18 protein-coding genes and 2 tRNA genes are annotated in these 18119 nt (G+C 39.7%); 12 read left to right on the forward strand and 8 right to left on the reverse strand.

Annotated elements, in window-relative coordinates; all coding sequences use genetic code 11:
• Window positions 1-716 precede the first annotated feature (716 nt).
• The 5 genes from thrS to LS48_RS11290 all read left to right on the forward strand — a co-directional run bounded on the left by thrS (window position 717) and on the right by LS48_RS11290 (window position 4995).
• Window positions 717-2663, forward strand: coding sequence for a threonine--tRNA ligase (gene thrS / locus LS48_RS11270; protein WP_062622633.1), 1947 nt, complete (start codon window positions 717-719; stop codon window positions 2661-2663).
• A gap of 58 nt (window positions 2664-2721) precedes the next feature.
• Window positions 2722-3234 carry a translation initiation factor IF-3 gene (infC, locus tag LS48_RS11275; RefSeq protein WP_076692462.1) on the forward strand — a complete coding sequence of 171 codons (513 nt, stop codon included), beginning with the start codon at window positions 2722-2724 and terminating at the stop codon, window positions 3232-3234.
• A 66-nt stretch (window positions 3235-3300) separates the two neighbouring features.
• Complete coding sequence (gene rpmI, locus LS48_RS11280; protein WP_045081425.1) at window positions 3301-3498, forward strand: 50S ribosomal protein L35; 198 nt, start codon at window positions 3301-3303, stop codon at window positions 3496-3498.
• A gap of 96 nt (window positions 3499-3594) precedes the next feature.
• Window positions 3595-3939, forward strand: a complete 345-nt coding sequence (rplT, locus tag LS48_RS11285) for a 50S ribosomal protein L20 (RefSeq protein ID WP_045081426.1) — start codon at window positions 3595-3597, stop codon at window positions 3937-3939.
• Between the two features lie 108 nt (window positions 3940-4047).
• Complete coding sequence (locus LS48_RS11290) at window positions 4048-4995, forward strand: OmpA family protein (RefSeq protein ID WP_078056426.1); 948 nt, start codon at window positions 4048-4050, stop codon at window positions 4993-4995.
• Here LS48_RS11290 and LS48_RS11295 read toward each other — a convergent pair.
• The 6 genes from LS48_RS11295 to tgt form a co-directional block, all read right to left on the reverse strand.
• Window positions 4992-6251 carry an asparagine synthetase B gene (locus tag LS48_RS11295; RefSeq protein ID WP_193392797.1) on the reverse strand — a complete coding sequence of 420 codons (1260 nt, stop codon included), beginning with the start codon at window positions 6249-6251 and terminating at the stop codon, window positions 4992-4994. The two genes, LS48_RS11290 and LS48_RS11295, sit on opposite strands and share 4 nt — an antisense overlap.
• A gap of 98 nt (window positions 6252-6349) precedes the next feature.
• A complete protein-coding gene (dnaB, locus tag LS48_RS11300; protein WP_062622635.1) occupies window positions 6350-7903 on the reverse strand; it encodes a replicative DNA helicase in 1554 nt (517 codons plus the stop codon).
• 168 nt (window positions 7904-8071) lie between these two features.
• Entirely contained in the window at window positions 8072-9025 is a 954-nt protein-coding gene (locus LS48_RS11305) for an acetyl-CoA carboxylase carboxyltransferase subunit alpha (RefSeq protein ID WP_062622636.1), read from the reverse strand.
• Window positions 9026-9076: 51 nt separating this feature from the next.
• Entirely contained in the window at window positions 9077-9979 is a 903-nt protein-coding gene (locus tag LS48_RS11310) for a DMT family transporter (RefSeq protein WP_062622637.1), read from the reverse strand.
• Window positions 9966-11045 (reverse strand): LptF/LptG family permease, encoded by a 1080-nt coding sequence (locus LS48_RS11315; RefSeq protein WP_045081431.1) that lies wholly within the window; start codon window positions 11043-11045, stop codon window positions 9966-9968. Before LS48_RS11315 ends, LS48_RS11310 begins: the two co-directional genes overlap by 14 nt.
• A gap of 1 nt (window position 11046) precedes the next feature.
• Window positions 11047-12177: a tRNA guanosine(34) transglycosylase Tgt gene (gene tgt / locus LS48_RS11320; RefSeq protein ID WP_062622638.1), complete on the reverse strand. Its 1131-nt coding sequence runs from the start codon at window positions 12175-12177 to the stop codon at window positions 11047-11049.
• A gap of 175 nt (window positions 12178-12352) precedes the next feature.
• Between tgt and LS48_RS11325 the strand changes: the two genes are divergently transcribed.
• Entirely contained in the window at window positions 12353-13198 is an 846-nt protein-coding gene (locus tag LS48_RS11325) for a transketolase (RefSeq protein ID WP_062622639.1), read from the forward strand.
• Window positions 13199-13215: 17 nt separating this feature from the next.
• Window positions 13216-14169 (forward strand): transketolase family protein, encoded by a 954-nt coding sequence (locus LS48_RS11330; RefSeq protein ID WP_062622640.1) that lies wholly within the window; start codon window positions 13216-13218, stop codon window positions 14167-14169.
• 72 nt (window positions 14170-14241) lie between these two features.
• On the opposite strand, the gene LS48_RS11335 is transcribed toward LS48_RS11330, so the two are convergent.
• Entirely contained in the window at window positions 14242-15162 is a 921-nt protein-coding gene (locus LS48_RS11335) for an FKBP-type peptidyl-prolyl cis-trans isomerase (RefSeq protein ID WP_076692463.1), read from the reverse strand.
• A 77-nt stretch (window positions 15163-15239) separates the two neighbouring features.
• Here LS48_RS11335 and LS48_RS11340 point away from each other — a divergent pair, with 77 nt between their 5' ends.
• Both LS48_RS11340 and LS48_RS11345 read left to right on the forward strand, forming a co-directional pair.
• Window positions 15240-15629, forward strand: coding sequence for an RNA-binding S4 domain-containing protein (locus LS48_RS11340; protein WP_062622642.1), 390 nt, complete (start codon window positions 15240-15242; stop codon window positions 15627-15629).
• A gap of 22 nt (window positions 15630-15651) precedes the next feature.
• A complete protein-coding gene (locus tag LS48_RS11345) occupies window positions 15652-16155 on the forward strand; it encodes a phosphoribosyltransferase family protein (protein WP_062622643.1) in 504 nt (167 codons plus the stop codon).
• Here LS48_RS11345 and LS48_RS11350 read toward each other — a convergent pair.
• Window positions 16147-16668, reverse strand: coding sequence for a shikimate kinase (locus tag LS48_RS11350; protein WP_062622644.1), 522 nt, complete (start codon window positions 16666-16668; stop codon window positions 16147-16149). The genes LS48_RS11345 and LS48_RS11350 overlap by 9 nt on opposite strands.
• 204 nt (window positions 16669-16872) lie before the next feature.
• Here LS48_RS11350 and LS48_RS11355 point away from each other — a divergent pair.
• The 3 genes from LS48_RS11355 to LS48_RS11365 all read left to right on the forward strand — a co-directional run bounded on the left by LS48_RS11355 (window position 16873) and on the right by LS48_RS11365 (window position 18107).
• Window positions 16873-16945 (forward strand) — tRNA-Lys (locus tag LS48_RS11355).
• An 84-nt stretch (window positions 16946-17029) separates the two neighbouring features.
• Window positions 17030-17112: transfer RNA gene (locus LS48_RS11360), tRNA-Leu, on the forward strand.
• Window positions 17113-17207: 95 nt separating this feature from the next.
• The gene (locus LS48_RS11365; protein ID WP_062622645.1) at window positions 17208-18107 is read left to right on the forward strand and encodes a MerR family transcriptional regulator; all 900 of its coding nucleotides are present in this window, start codon (window positions 17208-17210) and stop codon (window positions 18105-18107) included.
• Window positions 18108-18119 lie beyond the last annotated feature (12 nt).

An 18119-nucleotide genomic window follows, 5' to 3' on the forward strand; every position in this document is an offset into this window, starting at 1 on the left:
CATCCTGAGCCAGGATCAAACTCTTCATCGTATAATCTTCAATAATATTGCGACCATACACCAAAAGAGCCCGACTCTCAAAAAAATTCAGGAATTCTCACTTAGTTTAGTTTTCTCTGTCGGTCGACCACCTCTCCAGGTGGCGACCTACGCTGTCAATTTCAATATCTCAATGAACTTTTTTATCTAGTTTTGCTCGCCGACAGATCGTGTTCTGTAGTCACTCATTGTCTAAGCGGGTGCAAATGTACAACTCTTTTTTAATCCCGCAATACCTTTTTAAAAAAATATTTCAAAAATTTTTAAGAGCGTCTTTTTTGCCTTTCCGGACTTCTCTATCCGTCCTGCTAAGCGGGTGCAAATATAGACCGCTTTTTCGTTCCCGCAAATTAAATCATACATTATTTTGAAATATTTTTCTGGTAAATCACTAAGGGTTTGAAACGCTATTACTTAAGGAAAAAAATAAATTTACGGCTTTTTATACCTTAATATATATACTATTTTTAGGCTTGTTATTGCGTTAAGGATTGAACGGCATGTTTGAGCTCTCCCAAGGCGCCGTTTTAGCGCCTTGGGAAGCAAGTAGTGAAAGCCTGCCCCATAACCGCAAAAACGGTTATGGGGAACGCCCAAAAAATAATTACAATCCATAAAATGGTTATTGCACACCGCCGAAACTAATAGTATCTTTGCACCCTAAAATTTTTGAGTATATGATAGCCATTACCTTACCAGACGGAAGTGTAAAGCATTTTGATGCAGGGGTTACGCCTATGGACGTGGCCAAAAGTATTAGCGAGGGATTTGCGCGCAACGTGATCTCGGCGTCCTTTAATGATGTAACTGTTGAGACCACCACCCCTTTAACTGAAGACGGAAGCCTGGTGCTTTATACTTGGAACAATGAGGAGGGCAAAAAAGCTTTTTGGCATTCTTCCGCACATATACTGGCGCAGGCTCTGGAACAATTGTACCCGGGAATTAAATTGACCATTGGCCCAGCCATTGAAAACGGTTTTTACTACGATGTAGATTTTGGCGACAAAACCATTTCTGAAAAAGACTTAAAAGAGATTGAAGACAGAATGCTGGAAATAGCTCGCGGAAAACATGAATTCTCAATCCGCGAATCTTCTAAAGCTGATGCGTTGGATTATTATAAAAAACAAGGCAACGAATATAAAGTAGAATTGATCGAAAATCTGGAAGACGGAACAATTACTTTCTGCGACCACGATACATTTACTGATTTATGCCGAGGCGGACATATTCCGAATACCGGAATCGTAAAGGCCGTGAAGCTGATGAGCATTGCCGGTGCCTATTGGCGTGGCGATGAAAAGAATAAACAGCTTACACGCATCTATGGCATCAGTTTTCCGAAGCAAAAAGATTTAACTGAATATCTTGAATTGCTTGAACAGGCAAAGCAACGCGACCACAGAAAACTTGGCAAAGAACTTGAGCTTTTCACATTTTCGCAAAAGGTGGGGCAAGGACTTCCATTGTGGTTGCCAAAAGGAGCGGCACTTCGCGAGCGACTCGAGAACTTCTTAAAGAAGGCCCAGAAAAAGGCCGGCTACGAAATGGTGGTTACGCCCCATATTGGGCAAAAAGAACTTTATGTTACCTCTGGCCATTATGCTAAATATGGCGCTGACAGTTTTCAGCCAATACATACGCCAAGTGAGGGCGAAGAGTTTTTATTGAAACCGATGAACTGCCCACACCACTGCGAAATTTATAATAGCAAGCCGTGGTCTTACAAAGATTTGCCAAAGCGTTTTGCAGAATTCGGTACCGTTTATCGATACGAACAAAGTGGCGAACTTCACGGGTTGACCCGTGTTCGCGGGTTTACACAGGATGATGCACATATTTTCTGTACTCCGGACCAATTGGATGATGAGTTTAAAAAAGTAATTGATTTGGTTCTGTACGTTTTTGGTTCGTTAGGTTTTGAAAATTTTTACACACAAGTTTCATTGCGCGATCCGGACAAACCGGAAAAATATATTGGAAGCCTCGAAAATTGGGAAAAAGCCGAAAAAGCAATCATTAATGCCGCCGAGGCAAAAGGGTTGGATTATAAAATTGAATACGGCGAGGCTGCTTTCTATGGTCCGAAATTGGATTTTATGGTAAAAGATGCTCTTGGACGAAGCTGGCAATTGGGAACAATCCAGGTAGATTATAATCTTCCGGAACGTTTCGAATTAGAGTACAAAGGTAGCGATAACGACACACACCGTCCGGTTATGATTCACCGAGCGCCCTTTGGAAGCATGGAACGTTTTGTAGCTATTTTGCTGGAACATACGGGTGGAAATTTCCCACTTTGGTTAATGCCAGAACAAGTGAGTATATTATCATTAAGTGAAAAATATGAAAAATACTCACAAAAAGTTTTAAATTTGCTTGAAAATGACGAAATTCGCGCCCTTGTTGACAATAGGAACGAAACAATTGGCAAGAAAATCAGGGAGGCTGAGATGAACAAAATCCCATATATGTTGATTGTTGGTGAGCAAGAAGAAAAAGATGGAACGGTTTCTGTACGTAAACACGGCGAAGGGGATCTAGGCACAATGACACCAAAAGCCTTTTCAGAATTGATTCAACAAGCAATAAAAGAAGAATCAAAAGAATTTAATGTTTAACTAAAATTAGTAAGCCATAGCAATACGAAGAAAAAGAAGTAGAGGCCCTGCAAGGGTAATTAAAGAAGATCAACACAGAATCAACGGAAAGATTCGTGCGGAAGAAGTACGCCTTGTAGGTGATAATGTTGAAATAGGAGTTTATCCTTTAAAAAAAGCGCGTGAAATTGCTGAAGAGCAAGAGCTCGATCTCGTGGAAATTTCACCAAACGCAAACCCGCCAGTTTGCAAAGTAATAGACTATAAAAAGTTTGTTTACGAGCAGAAAAAACGTGAAAAGGCGCTAAAGGCCAAAGCGACCAAGGTTACCATTAAGGAAATCAGGTTTGGGCCAAATACCGATGATCACGATTACGAGTTCAAAAAGAAACACGGCGAAAAGTTTTTGCAGGAAGGTTCAAAATTAAAAGCGTATGTTTTCTTTAAAGGACGTTCCATCATCTACAAAGACCAAGGCGAAATTTTGCTTTTGCGTCTTGCCCGGGATCTTGAGGAATACGGAAAAGTAGAGCAAATGCCAAAACTGGAAGGCAAGCGAATGATTATGTTCATTGCCCCGAAAAAGAAATAATACTTCATTTTTCAAAAGAAATTGAAGTTCACAATAAAGCGAAGTAATTAATAAAAAGTAGGAAACATGCCGAAACAAAAAACAAAATCCAGTGCCAAGAAGCGTTTTAAGCTTACTGGTACAGGTAAGATTAAAAGAAAGCATGCGTTTAAAAGCCACATCTTAACAAAGAAGAGCAAAAAACGCAAACTTGCATTGACCCATGACGGGTTGGTGGACAAGGCCGACGAAAGCAATGTTAAGCAAATGCTTCGAATGAAGTAATACAGCTTAACCGGTTAAAACAATTATTTAAACCCTGGAGTAGTGCAATAAAAGTATTCACAATGATGGATCGCCTGCTACAAAAAAATTAAAATTATGCCAAGATCAGTAAATTCAGTTGCGAAGAGAGCCCGCAGAAAAAAGGTTCTTAAACAAGCCAAAGGTTACTTTGGAAGACGTAAAAACGTATGGACGGTTGCCAAAAACGCTGTGGACAAAGCGATGCTTTATTCATATCGTGACCGTCGTGCAAAAAAGAGAAATTTCAGATCCCTTTGGATCACCCGTATCAACGCGGGCGCAAGACAGCATGGAATGTCTTATTCACAATTTATGGGAAGTTTAAAAAATAGCGGAATCGAGCTTAACCGTAAGGTTTTGGCCGATTTGGCGATGAACCACCCAGAGGCTTTTGCCGCAATCGTAAAACAAGTAAAATAAGACATTAACTATATTATTTCGCCTAAAGACCGCTTCAGAAATGAGGCGGTTTTTTTATGCAAAAACTTCAACTAAAGAAGTTTGACTATCTTCGTTAAAAATAGACGAATGCCTCGAACCGTACTTTTTCTCTCTATAATGCTTTTCGTTTCGGGAGGTTTTATTTTTGCCCAAAAAGGCACCGGAAAACTATACAGAATTGACAGGTATGAATCTATCTATCTTCCTTTAGGAAAAATTTCCTTTGCAGATAAATTGATTGAATATAAAGTTGGTACTCCTCCACCCATTCAAAAATACAGGGATAGCATACAATGCCTTCACGAACCAAATTACAAAAATTACCAAACCCCAAATTTTATATCGCTGGGCTGCGGCGGCAGTTTGACTGTGGAATTCACGGACAATGGTTTTATGAACCTGCCGGGCGACGATCTTTATCTTTTTGAAGTAGGCCCTTCAAAAGAACCCGCCAAAGTTGAAATCTCCCAAAATGGAATGGATTGGATTTATGCGGGAAAAATTGCGGGCGGAAAGTCGTCCATAGATTTAAGCAAGGAAGGTATTGATACTGAAACCGTTTTCTATTTTCTTCGTATAACCGATTTAAAAGACCTTTGCAAAAGTAAAAGTGCCGGCGCAGATTTGGATGCTATTGGAGCCATAAATAGTGTGATAAAGCTTACGATTAACGCAGACGTGTTGTTTGATGTTGCCAAATATGATTTAAAGGAAAACGCAAAACAAAGTCTCGATTCTCTGGCAGAATCCATTCGCCAAGTAGATAAGGCAACCATATTGGTGGAAGGCCACACCGATAGTGATGGCAAAGAAAACTCAAATATGTTACTTTCTGAAAATAGATGTATTTCAGTAAAAAATAGATTGATTGAAATTTTTGGGGACGACTCGTTATATGAATTCGAGATAAAACCGTATGGCGAAAACAAACCTCGTTTTCCGAACGATACTGAAGAAAACAAACAACAAAACCGGAGAGTGGAAATTACGGTTTTACCGCCAAAGGATTACTACGAAAGCTTAAAGAAAAATTAAGTTTTCTGTTTCTTCTTCTTAGCTGCTGGAAATAAAACGTTATTCAAAATAAGCCTGTATCCCGGTGAATTTGGATGAAGCGCCAACTCCGTTTTTGCGTCCCCTACTCTATGCTGATAATCTTCCGGATCGTGGCCGCCGTAAAAGGTAAAGAAACCCTTTCCTTTTATTCCGTGAATATAGCGTGCCTCGCCATTGGTTTTGTTTTCTCCCATAATTAAAACATTACTTTTAATTTCATCAGGGTCAAAAGAAGTTGTTTGCCCCATAAACCCTTTTACCAAAGCAGTATGATTTTGGTTAAGCATCGTTGGGATTGGGTCCCACTTAGCGGAATAATCCATTAATGTAAAATAATCACTTTCCTTAGCAATCCTGCGTTTTTCGGTCATATCAATACTGGAAAATTCATAGACCATCGGACTACGTTCCAATATAAAATCTTTAAAAGCAAAAGTTTTATTGTAATCTATTTTGCTTTGATAGCCCGGTTCGCTCGGGTCGCCGTCAAACATGGGTTCACAAATATCAACGCCTTCCGCGGAAAGGGCAATGTCAAAACTATCGGTGGCACTGCACATGGCAAACATAAAGCCACCCCCAATTACATAATCGCGGATTTTTTTGGCAACGGCCAATTTTTCTTCTGAAACTTTATTGTATCCCAATTTTGCGGCAAGCGCTTCGGCCTTAGCCTTCTCCTCGATATACCAAGGCGCGGAACGATAGGCTCGATAAAATTTTCCGTACTGCCCAGTGAAATCCTCGTGGTGCAGGTGAAGCCAATCGTAAAGAATCAATTGGTCGCCCAGCACTTCTTCGTCGTAAACAACGGTGTAGGGAATTTCAGCGTAGGTCAAAACCATCGTCACCGCATCATCCCACGGAAGATTTCCTTTTGGGGAATATACCGCGATTTTGGGCGCTTTCTCCAAAACAACGGCGTCCATATTTTTGGACGGGCTGCTTATATCAGTAAGAATTTGTTCGGTTTTGCTGTCCGAAATTACTTCAAAGGAAACTCCACGAATCTGGCATTCCTTTTGAATTTCGGGAGAATCTGGCATCAAAAAAGAACCGCCGCGATAATTCAGCAACCATTTCACTTTTTGCTGCTTTTCCAAAACCCAATACGTAATTCCGTAGGCTTTTAAATGTTCCTTTTGGCTTTCGGCATCCATTGGAATGAGAATGTAGGAAGCTGAAGCTTTTAAGGAAAAAAGTATTAAGAATATGACTAAAATAAAACGTTGCATCGTGCGAATATAACGACAATTTTTAAGCCATGTTTTAGATATGAATAAATATAATTCGAAATAAGGGCCTTTCGACTGCGCTCAAGTTGACATTTTACTTAAAACGGCACATCATTATCCTCGTCAATGGAAAAATCATCGTTCATCGAACTTCCAAAAGCTTCGTTTGGAGAGGGCAGATTCTTGGTTTTAAAAGTATCGTCATTTGCGGCATCGTTCATTCTGGAATGGATTTCCATCGGTGTATCAAAGTTATCGAGGCTTTCAAACTTACCGAGATGGCCAATAAACTTCAAACGAATTTCATCCAAACCACCGTTACGGTGCTTTGCAACAATAAACTCTGCCTGTCCAGCTGTTGGCGTGTGCTCCTCATCGTCCCACTCATCAATTTTATAATATTCGGGACGGTAAATGAAAGAAACAATATCTGCATCCTGCTCAATCGCTCCAGATTCCCGAAGGTCTGAAAGCAACGGACGCTTGCTACCGCCTCGGGTTTCTACTGCTCGCGAAAGCTGCGACAGTGCAATTACGGGAATGTTCAATTCTTTCGCCAACGCCTTTAGGTTTCGGGAAATAGTGGAGATTTCCTGCTCGCGGTTCCCTCCTTTTTGGCTTCCACCGGCGGTCATCAATTGTAGATAATCCACAATTATAAGTTTGATGCCGTGTTGGGATGAAAGCCTTCTCGCTTTGGCGCGTAAATCAAAAATGGAAAGCGAAGGTGTATCATCTATAAAAAGAGGCGCTTTTTCAAGCCCTTTTACCTTTACGTTCAGTTGTTCCCACTCATGTTTTTCAAGGTTTCCGGTACGTAATTTCTCGGAGCTCAATTGTGTTTCGGAAGAAATCAAACGGGTAATAAGCTGTACCGAAGACATTTCCAAAGAGAAAAAAGCTACGGGAATGTTGTGCTCCACCGCGATATTCCGCGCCATGGAAAGCGTCAAGGCTGTTTTACCCATACCCGGACGGGCAGCGATGATTATCAAATCACTCGGTTGCCAGCCAGAAGTAAGCTTGTCCACTTTCGTAAATCCTGACGGAACTCCGGAAAGCCCCTCTTTATTTGCAATTTCCTCAATCCGTTTCTTTGCTTGAATTACAAGATTCTGTGCAGTTTCTGAAGAACGCTTTATGTTTCCCTGAGTTACTTCGTACAATTTTGCTTCGGCGTTGTCCAAAAGGTCAAAAACGTCGGTGCTTTCATTATAGGAATCCTCAATTATTTCGTTTGAAATTTTAATCAAACTTCGTTGAATATATTTCTGAAGAATGATACGCGCGTGGAATTCAATATGTGCCGAAGAGGACACTTTTTGGGTCAATTGTATCAAATAAAACTCTCCGCCAACGAGTTCGATTTTGCCCTGCTTCTTAAGTTGTGTTGAAACGGTTAATAAGTCTACAGGCTGGCTATCTTCAAACAGATCGTGAATAGCTTCAAAGATGTGTTGGTGTGCTTGTTTATAGAAAACTTCGGGGTGTAGGATATCTATTACTTCATCGACCCCTTTTTTGTCAATCATCAAAGCTCCGAGCACAACTTCTTCTAAATCAATAGCTTGTGGCGGTATTTTGCCCTTTTCAAGCGATATGACCTGCGAAGAGCGGGTTGAAAAACTGGTTTGAGGTTTGATTTTTTCCATGAAGCGAATGTAAAGAAAATGTTAAGAGAAATGTATTGTTTTTTGTCTTACTATATTAACCATTCTTCAACAATTGAACTGTTGAAAACTGCAAAAAATTGTTGATAACCCGTAAAAAAATCCGAGGCTTCCACCTCGGATTTACGGTAAGTTAAGCTATTGTTCGTTTTAACCTTTGAACTCGCCCATTTCCAAATATTTTTTCATGCGATTCTTAACCAAATCGGTTGGGGATAACATTTTTAGGTCAGCATAATACTTCTCGATAGCACCTGCAATAGTTGTAAAAGTTTTTTCCCGATCACTATGGGCGCCACCCAAAGGTTCCTTTACAATTTCATCGATAAGTTTAAGTTTTTTCATATCTGTCGCCGTAAGTTTTAGAGCTTCGGCGGCCTGTTCCTTAAATTCCCAGCTTCTCCATAAAATAGAAGAACAGCTTTCGGGGGAGATTACGGAGTACCAAGTGTTTTCAAGCATCAACACTTTGTCTCCAACACCTATTCCCAAAGCGCCTCCACTTGCTCCCTCTCCAATGATCACAACAATAATAGGCACTTTTAAGCGTGTCATTTCCAAAATGTTACGGGCAATGGCTTCCCCTTGTCCCCTTTCTTCTGCTTCCAAACCAGGGAAAGCCCCGGGTGTATCTACAAAACATACCACAGGTACTTTAAATTTTTCAGCAGATTTCATTAATCGCAAGGCTTTTCTGTAACCTTCAGGGTTTGCCATTCCAAAATTTCTGAATTGCCGGGTTTTTGTATTGTAGCCTTTTTGCTGGCCCACGAACATAAAACTCTGATCGCCGATTTTTCCAAGGCCGCCTACCATTGCCTTATCGTCCTTAAAGTTTCGGTCGCCGTGCAGTTCCAAAAAGGAATCGCCACAAATGGCATTGATATAGTCCATGGTATACGGGCGGTCCGGATGGCGGGAAAGCTGTACGCGCTGCCAAGGCGTAAGGTTTTTGTAAATTTCCTTTTTGGTTTCTTTCAGTTTCTTTTCAATCTGCTTGCAGGTATTGGACACGTCCACATCACTTTCCTCGCCAATTAGACAAGCTTTAGTGTATTGCTCCTGTAATTCTTTTATAGGGAGTTCAAAATCAAGATATTCCATAATTTTTTCCTTCTATTTATAAAGGTTGGTGTACAAAGATAAAATTTTGTTTTAGGTGTTATGCAATCTTCTTCGTTTTCTTTCTTGGGTTATTTTTATAATTCCATTTGCAATAACGGTAAGTAGTATTATAAGAGCGCCGTAGTAAAATTGCGGACTCATGTTTTCAGAATCGCCCAAAACTATGAGTGCCAAAATAATACCATACACGGGTTCCATATTTATGGTAAGCATTACCGTGTAGGGGCTTATCCATTTCATAACATGAATGGAAGCAATAAAGGCATAAGCGGTGCAGGCCGAAGCCAAAATGATGAGATAAATCCAGTCGTGGGCCGAAACCGTGAAAAACTCCGTAGTGAATTTTCCCGCAAACGCGAGATAGATACTGATGCCGATAACGCCAAAGAGCAATTCATAAAAGGAAATTGCCGATGCCTTATGCTGCAAGACAAACTTTCCATTGATTACTGAAAAGAGCGCACTTAAAAATGCTGAAATAAGCGCCAAAATAATGCCTAAGGTATAGGAAGCTTCTACGTCGAAAATTATGTAAAGTCCCACTACCACTATTAGTCCGAACAATACTTCGTATAAAATAATTTTTCTTCCGTAAAGTAAAGGTTCCAAAAGTGATGCAAAAAATGCCCCCGTGGAAAGCACCGCGAGCGTCACCGAAACATTTGAAGCTTTGATCGCCCCAAAAAAAGTGAGCCAATGCAGGGCAATAAGAATTCCCGCAAAGCAAAACTTGCCCAGCGTTCTAAGTGAGAACCTTAAATTTTCCTTTTTGAAGATCAAAAAAAGAAAGACGAAACCTGCAGCCAATAACATCCGGTACCAAACCAGCGGAATGGCCTCGAGGGAAATCAACGCGCCCAAAACGGCGGTAAACCCCCAAATAAAAACTATAAAATGAAGGTGCAGGTAATTGAGGAGCTTATCGTTTCGCATTTCTTAAAAGATAGATGGCCAATATTCCGAAAATAAAATTTGGAAACCAAGTGGCTACGAAGGGCGAAAAATCACTTTGCTCTGCCATGGTGCCGAAAATTTTGTCGAAGAAAACAAAAACCATCCCGATACCAATACCAATGGCTAGGTTCAGCCCCATTCCGCCCCGCCTTTTTACAGAGGAAACGGCTACGGCGATTATGGTTAAAATATATGCTGAAACCGGTAAGCTCCAACGCTTGTAGCGAACCACCTCATAACGGTTAATGTATGAAGAACCGCGTGCCTTTTCCTTTTTGATGAAATCGTTCAGCTCGGTAAAATTCAATGTTTCGGCGATGTAGGTTACGGGCGTTAAATCTTCCAGATCAAAAGAAAAAACGGTATCCAGCTTTGGTTTGCTTTCCAAAACGTCATCGAACTCTCCTATCTTTCTTTTGTTGTAATGAAACAAGGAATAGGTGCTATCCTTTTCGTTATATTTTATTTGCGCTGCGGAAATTTTATAGGTCATTTTATTGCCCTCAAAATGTTCCAAAGTAAAGTTGCTGCCTATTTTATCGGTTACGTTGAAATAGCTAACGTAAATATAATCGTTGTCATTTATCTGTGTGTAAACATTGCTTTGGTCCCTGTCCTGTTTTCCTTTTTTCAAATAATTATAGGAAAATTCATTGAAACCCTTGCTGGCCTTAGGCGCCAAATACATACTAAACACAAGTGCAGCAATGCAAACTATGGTAGCGCCAATTATATACGGTCGAAGAAAGCGGTAATAGGAAACCCCACTACTTAAAAAGGCAATTACTTCGGTATTGTTTGCCAATTTTGAAGTAAACCAAATTACCGAAAGAAACAAAAATAGCGGAAAAAGCAGGTTCGCAAAGTAAATGGTAAAATTGTACAGATAAATGAGGACCTCCATCAACGGCACCTCGTTTTCCAGAATCTTATCAATTTTCTCCGCGAGATGGACGGTGATACCGATAGGTATAAAAAGAAGCAAAAGGAGCGAAAAAGTCCCTAAGTATTTCTTTAATATGTACCTATCCAGTATGCTGAGCATGTTATAGTCTTTGATCCAGTTTCTTTACCATGCCGGTTTTCCATTCGGCAAAATCACCCGCTAATATATGTTTTCTCGCCTCACGAACCAACCATAAATAAAACCCAAGATTGTGGATTGTTGCAATTTGTCTTCCCAACATTTCGTTCACGGTAAATAAATGACGGAGATATGCTTTGCTATAATCTGTATCTACCCAAGTAATGCCCATTGGGTCTATTACCGAAAGATCTGCCTCCCACTTTTTGTTTTTAATGTTGATAATCCCTTCGGAAGTGAAAAGCATGCCATTCCTTCCATTTCGGGTTGGCATTACGCAGTCGAACATATCAATTCCGAGCGCAATGTTTTCCAAAATATTCACCGGGGTACCTACGCCCATTAAATAGCGCGGTTTTTCCTTTGGAAGAATTTCAGTCACTACCGCGGTCATTTCGTACATTTCATCAGCGGGTTCGCCTACGGAAAGGCCGCCAATGGCATTGCCCTCCGCTCCTACCGAAGCAATGTATTCCGCAGATTGCCTTCTTAAATCTTTATACGTGCTACCTTGAACAATCGGGAAAAATGTTTGACCGTAATCATATTTTAAAGGCGTTTTCTCCAAATGTTTTATGCAGCGGTCCAACCAACGATGCGTCATGTGCATCGATCGCTTAGCGTAATTGTATTCGCAGGGGTATGGGGTACATTCGTCAAAAGCCATAATGATATCTGCGCCAATGGTACGCTGGATTTCCATTACATTTTCAGGAGTGAAAACGTGGTAACTCCCGTCAATGTGGCTTTTGAACTTTACACCTTCCTCTTTAATTTTTCGATTTGCCGAAAGCGAATACACTTGGTAGCCGCCACTATCTGTCAAGATATTTCGGTCCCAATTCATAAATTTATGCAGCCCGCCGGCTTTTTCGAGAACTGGTGTTTGTGGCCGCAGGTATAAATGATAGGTATTCCCTAGAATAATGTCTGGGTTAATATCTTGTTTCAACTCCCGCTGATGTACGCCCTTTACGGTGCCCACAGTGCCAACGGGCATAAAGATTGGGGTTTCGATTACTCCGTGATCTGTAGTAATTGTTGCAGCTCGGGCGCTACTTTGTAAATCTGTGGCTTCTAATTTAAAGTGCATGCAGCAATTTTTATTGAGGGGGCAAAGATAACCTTATAATTTTGAATTTAGAATTCTGTATTCAGAATTGAATGACATGTTAACAAAACCTTCAAATCGTTAATAAAAGCATACGTTTCAGCTTTGAACGGCTCATTGAATGCTTTACTTTTGAAACTGAAAATTAAAACACATTATGGCAGATTACAAAGCACTTGAGGATTTGGTGGTTCAGGTCCGACGGGATATTTTACGACAGGTACACAAAGTAAATTCCGGACACCCCGGGGGTTCTCTTGGCTGTACCGAATTTTTCGTTGCACTATACAATGAACTGATGGAACGAAACGAAAACTTCACCATGGACGGTATTGGTGAAGATTTATTTTTTCTTTCAAACGGACATATTTCACCGGTTTTTTACAGTGTTTTGGCACGGGCGGGATATTTCCCCGTGGAAGAGTTGAACACCTTCCGTCTTTTAAATTCAAGATTGCAGGGACATCCCACTACCCATGAAGGTTTGCCGGGCGTACGTGTAGCTTCGGGTTCTTTGGGACAGGGCATTTCGGTATCTATTGGGGCGGCACTTACCAAAAAATTAAACAAAGACAAACACTTAGTTTACACTCTTTGCGGCGATGGCGAATTGCAGGAAGGCCAAAACTGGGAAGCGATAATGTATGCCGCCGGAAATAATGTGGACAACCTGATAGTAACCGTAGATTTAAACGGGCAGCAGATTGATGGTGCTACTAAAAACGTCCTTCCTTTGGGAAATTTGAAAGCAAAATTTGAAGCTTTCGGCTGGGATGTGATGGATATTGAGAAAGGAAACGACCTGAAAGCCATTATTGCCGGAATGAAAAAGGCGAAAGAAAAAACAGGTAACGGAAAACCCGTTTGTGTTTTGTTGCATACAGTAATGGGCAACGGCGTTGATTTTATGATGCACACCCACGATTGGCACGGAAAAGCGCCAAACGATCAGCAGTTGGAAACAGCGCTTTCACAGAATCCTGTAACCTTGGGAGATTATTAAAATTGAAAATAGTTCAGATGAAAAAATATACAGATACAGGTAAAAAAGATACGCGTTCAGGTTTTGGGGACGGACTCACGGAACTTGGAAAGAAAAACAAAGATGTGGTTGCACTTTGTGCAGACCTTACGGGTTCGCTTAAAATGGACGAGTTTAAGGATAACCATCCGGAGCGCTTCTTTCAAGTGGGTATAGCCGAAGCAAATATGATAGGCATTGCTGCGGGAATGACCATTGGCGGGAAGATTCCCTTCACCGGAACTTTCGCGAATTTTTCTACGGGAAGAGTTTACGACCAGATTCGTCAAAGTGTTGCTTACAGCGGGAAAAATGTAAAAATATGTGCTTCGCATGCCGGATTGACCTTAGGTGAGGATGGCGCCACGCACCAAATTCTTGAAGATATCGGGTTGATGAAAATGCTTCCGGGAATGACGGTTATCAATACCTGCGATTACAACCAAACCAAAGCTGCAACCATTGCAATTGCAGACTACGAAGGCCCTGTATATTTACGGTTCGGAAGACCAAAAGTTGCAAACTTTACTCCTGCCGACCAAAATTTTCAAATAGGAAAAGCAGTTCAATTACAGGAAGGGAATGACGTAACCATTATTGCTACAGGTCATTTAGTTTGGGAAGCTTTGCAAGCTGCGGAAACTTTAAACGAAAACGGAATTTCAACCGATGTAATAAACATTCACACCATAAAACCTTTGGACGACGAAGCCATCCTGAAAAGCGTAAAAAGAACTGGTTGCGTAGTTACAGCTGAAGAGCACAATTTTCTTGGCGGCTTGGGAGAAAGTGTTGCACGTTTATTATCTACAAATCATCCAGCTCCACAAGAATTCATTGCAACACAGGATACTTTTGGGGAATCTGGAACTCCAGAGCAATTGATGGATAAATACGGCTTGAATGCTTCGGCAATTGTGAATGCTGTAAAAAAGGTTATTGCCCGCAAATAATCAATAAAGCAATTAATTATTAAAAAGCCCGATTCTTAAAGGAATCGGGCTTTTTGTTATCTTTTATCATTTTTAACTGTCAGAATCTAAATAATCTGGAATACCATCCCCATCAACATCGGGAAAGGTTATATTTCCATTGCCATCTATTTCTATTTCATATTTAGTTAAACGGCCATCACCATCATCATCATCATCCAAATAATTTACCGCACCTGCACCGTCCGTATTATCATTCAGCAAAAAGCCGTCCTCATTAAGATCCTCCATATAAGATGGTATTCCATCTTCGTCATGATCAGCTACTTCAGACTCAAATAATTCAAAAGAGAAAATAAGTTGGTCATAGGCATTCAATCCTCCAGTGGGTGGAGGATACTGATAATAAGCTAAGCCGGAAGGAATAAATACTGCACCAATACCGTAATTTTCAAAAGTAAGTGTGCCATCTGGATTAGAAATAACATTGGATGCACCTCTAAATTGGATAATTGCTTGCTGCAATCCTCTTATGATTCCAGAACTCGTTGGCGTATCTACTAGGTTAAATCTAACTGGAATCACGGAACTGTCAAACAAATCAAGATTCATCAACCTTCCCTCATAGGTGTTTATGGTATAATCGGAGAAATGCGGCTTTTCGCCACCACCATCACGTACATTCAAATAGTAAAGCTTATATTCGACATCAGTATCCTCTACGTCCTTAACCATAATAAAATCTACCTGCCCCATCAAAGGAGTTTTTGAAGCATTATCTCCTGCTATTGTATCAAACTTTATTTTAAAATTTTCCGGGTCGGTCTCAAAATCTTCGTAATTATAAAAATGCGTTTCCAAAAATTCTTCAATTTCCTCTTGCGCTCTTAAAGCCTCAGGACCACGGTCACGTGGCGGAATAACTTCAACAACATCATCATCTTTTTTACAAGAAGTAGCAATAAATAGCAGCCCAATAATCAAGCCGCAAGCGTATTTTATTTTAATCATCATCCAGTTTTTGTGGGCGCAAGATACAATTTTCCGTTATTTTTGCACACTACATTAACGTTGTTTTGGGCATAATAATTATGAGAATTGATAAATATATATGGGCAGTTCGGTATTTAAAAACCAGAAATATGGCTACTCAGGCATGCAAAAAAGGTTCTGTACGTGTTAATGGTGATATTGTAAAACCTTCCAGAGACGTCTATCCGGGCGATACTATAAACCTTCGGAAAAACCAAATTAATTATGAATTGGAAGTGCTTGATCTGCCTGAAAGTAGAGTTGGCGCCAAATTGGTAGATTTATATAGAAAAGACACAACTCCCAAAGAGGCATTTGAAACCAATGAAATGCTGCAATACGCAAAAACATATTACCGTAAAAAAGGAGTTGGCAGACCCACAAAAAAGGACAGGAGAGATTTGGATGATTTTACCGAATCTACAGATGATGAAAATGAGGCGTTATAACTATATTTGAAAAAAATAACTAATGCAAGAAATAAATACTATCATTCTGGACAAAAAACAGATTGCCCATAAAATAAAGCGAATTGCCTATCAAATCTACGAAACGAATGTAGATGAAAAAGAGGTGGTGATTGCAGGCATTATGACCAATGGTTTTGTGTTAGCAAAGAAACTTAAAATTGAAGTCGAGAAAATCTCTCCTATAAAAGTGATTCTTTGTGAAGTGATAATTGATAAAAAGAACCCTACCAACCCAATAAAAACCTCATTGAAAGAGGAAGAATACCAAAATAAATCATTACTCCTTGTTGACGATGTGCTCCATTCAGGAACCACTTTAATTTATGGTGTGAAACATTTTCTGGAAGTACCATTAAAACAATTCAAGACAGCAGTTCTTGTAGACAGAAACCATAAAAAGTATCCTGTAAAAGCTGATTTTAAAGGCATTTCGCTTTCAACCTCGATAAACGAAAACGTTTCTGTGATATTTGAAAAAAATAATGACAGAGCGGTATTAGAATAACTTCAAAATTATTTTTTCAACAGTTTCAGCTACACTTTCCGGTCCAACTTCAATAATCAAATCTGCCTGATTATAATAGAATGCCCTTTCGAATAGGTGTTTTCTAATGAAATCTTCAAGTTCAACTTCAGAACCTAAGTGAGCTATCAGGGGTCTTTCTGCCTTTTCTGAAAACAATCGGGAAACCAAAATATCTATCGGAATTTTTAAATACACTGAAACAATATCTTTCTGTTTTTGAATAAACTCCATGGCATCTGAATAACACGGGGTTCCACCCCCTGTTGCCAAAACGAAGCTGTGTGGGTTTTTCAAAAGTTCCTTCAATATTGTGTTTTCCACTTTTCTGAAATAAACTTCTCCCTTTTCTGAAAAAATTTTGGATACAGAAATCCCCTCAGCTTTTTCAATTTCAGTATCCATATCCTTAAAAGGTAGCCTCAAAACTTCTGCAACTTTTTTTCCTATGGAAGATTTTCCGCTTCCCATGTATCCAACCAAGATGATTTTCATAGGTTTTCAAATTACGAAATTCTCAAAATATGGTGTAGCATTCCCCAGTATTTTGTTGATTATTTATCCAAATGCAGTTTTTAAAATAAAAAATTCATTTGTGAACCCCTGTATTTCCAAGGTTTTAAATTTTTCTCAAATTTAATTGATTTTCGTTTTGAAAAATAAATTTAATGATAGTATATTTGCACCCGCAATAAGGAAGACCTGGTAGCTCAGTTGGTAGAGCACCTCCCTTTTAAGGAGGTGGTCCTGGGTTCGAGCCCCAGCCAGGTCACAAAAAGTTAAGCCCTCGGTTTAACTTTTTTTGTTTAAAACACTTCTTAATTTGTTTTAAACGCTTAGGTGAAAATAAGTATCCACCCGGGTGCTGGAATTGGTAGACAGGCATGGTTGAGGGCCATGTGTCCTTTGGGCGTGTGGGTTCAAGTCCCATCCCGGGTACATTTTTTCCCAATATGTTTAGTGAATTTCACATTTATCTAAACAAATTCACTTCTTTTTAGTACATTCACAAGGTAAAACTAAACGGTAATTCAGTGGTCAAAACACAATTTGGCATAAAGGATCTTGAAAATCTCTCAAATGTAAAAGCCCATACAATCAGAATCTGGGAGAAAAGGTACAATCTTCTTGAACCGGACCGTACCGATACCAACATTAGAAAGTACGATCTAGACAACCTCAAGAAGTTATTGAATATTGCCTATTTATACAATGCCGGGTACAAAATATCAAAAATTGCAAGTTTAGATAATGTTCAGATTCAAGAATTGATCAAAAAAAACATCAATGGTCTTGATTCTGAATATATGCTAAATATTTTTAAGTCGGCCATGTTTGAATTTGATGGACAACTTTTTGACGCAACCTTGAAAAAACTATTGGAAACAAAATCCTTTAGGGAAGTTTTCGTTGAGATATTTGTACCATTACTAAATGAAATGGGAATATTGTGGCATTCGGGAACTATTGATCCATCCCACGAGCACTTCATATCCGAAAAAATTAAACATACCATAATTAGTTTTTCAGATAAAGAAAAAAAGATTAGCACTAAACCAGGCCCTCTATTCACCCTCTATCTGCCATATCAGGAAATACACGAGATTGGCCTGCTATATGCCAATTACGAATTGATTTCAGCTGGGTACAATACCATTTTTTTGGGAGCGAATATTCCCTTGGAAAGCTTGACGCATATTTTAAACAGTAAGCAGCGGGTAATTTTTGTCACCTATTTTACAATCCAACCAGAGAATGATAATCTTAAAAAATATCTTTCCGATTTTCAAACCGAAGTAGGTTCCAAAGGATCATGCGAACTCTGGGTATTGGGAAACAAGGCAGAAAAAAGCAGCAAGAACACTAAAAATCTTAAATTTTTCAGAGATATAACCCTTTTCACGGACCATATCGAAAAATTCCAACAATCATAAAAAAAGACTCTC

The sequence above is a fragment of the Aequorivita aquimaris genome (assembly GCF_001573155.1).
GTDB lineage: Bacteria > Bacteroidota > Bacteroidia > Flavobacteriales > Flavobacteriaceae > Aequorivita > Aequorivita aquimaris.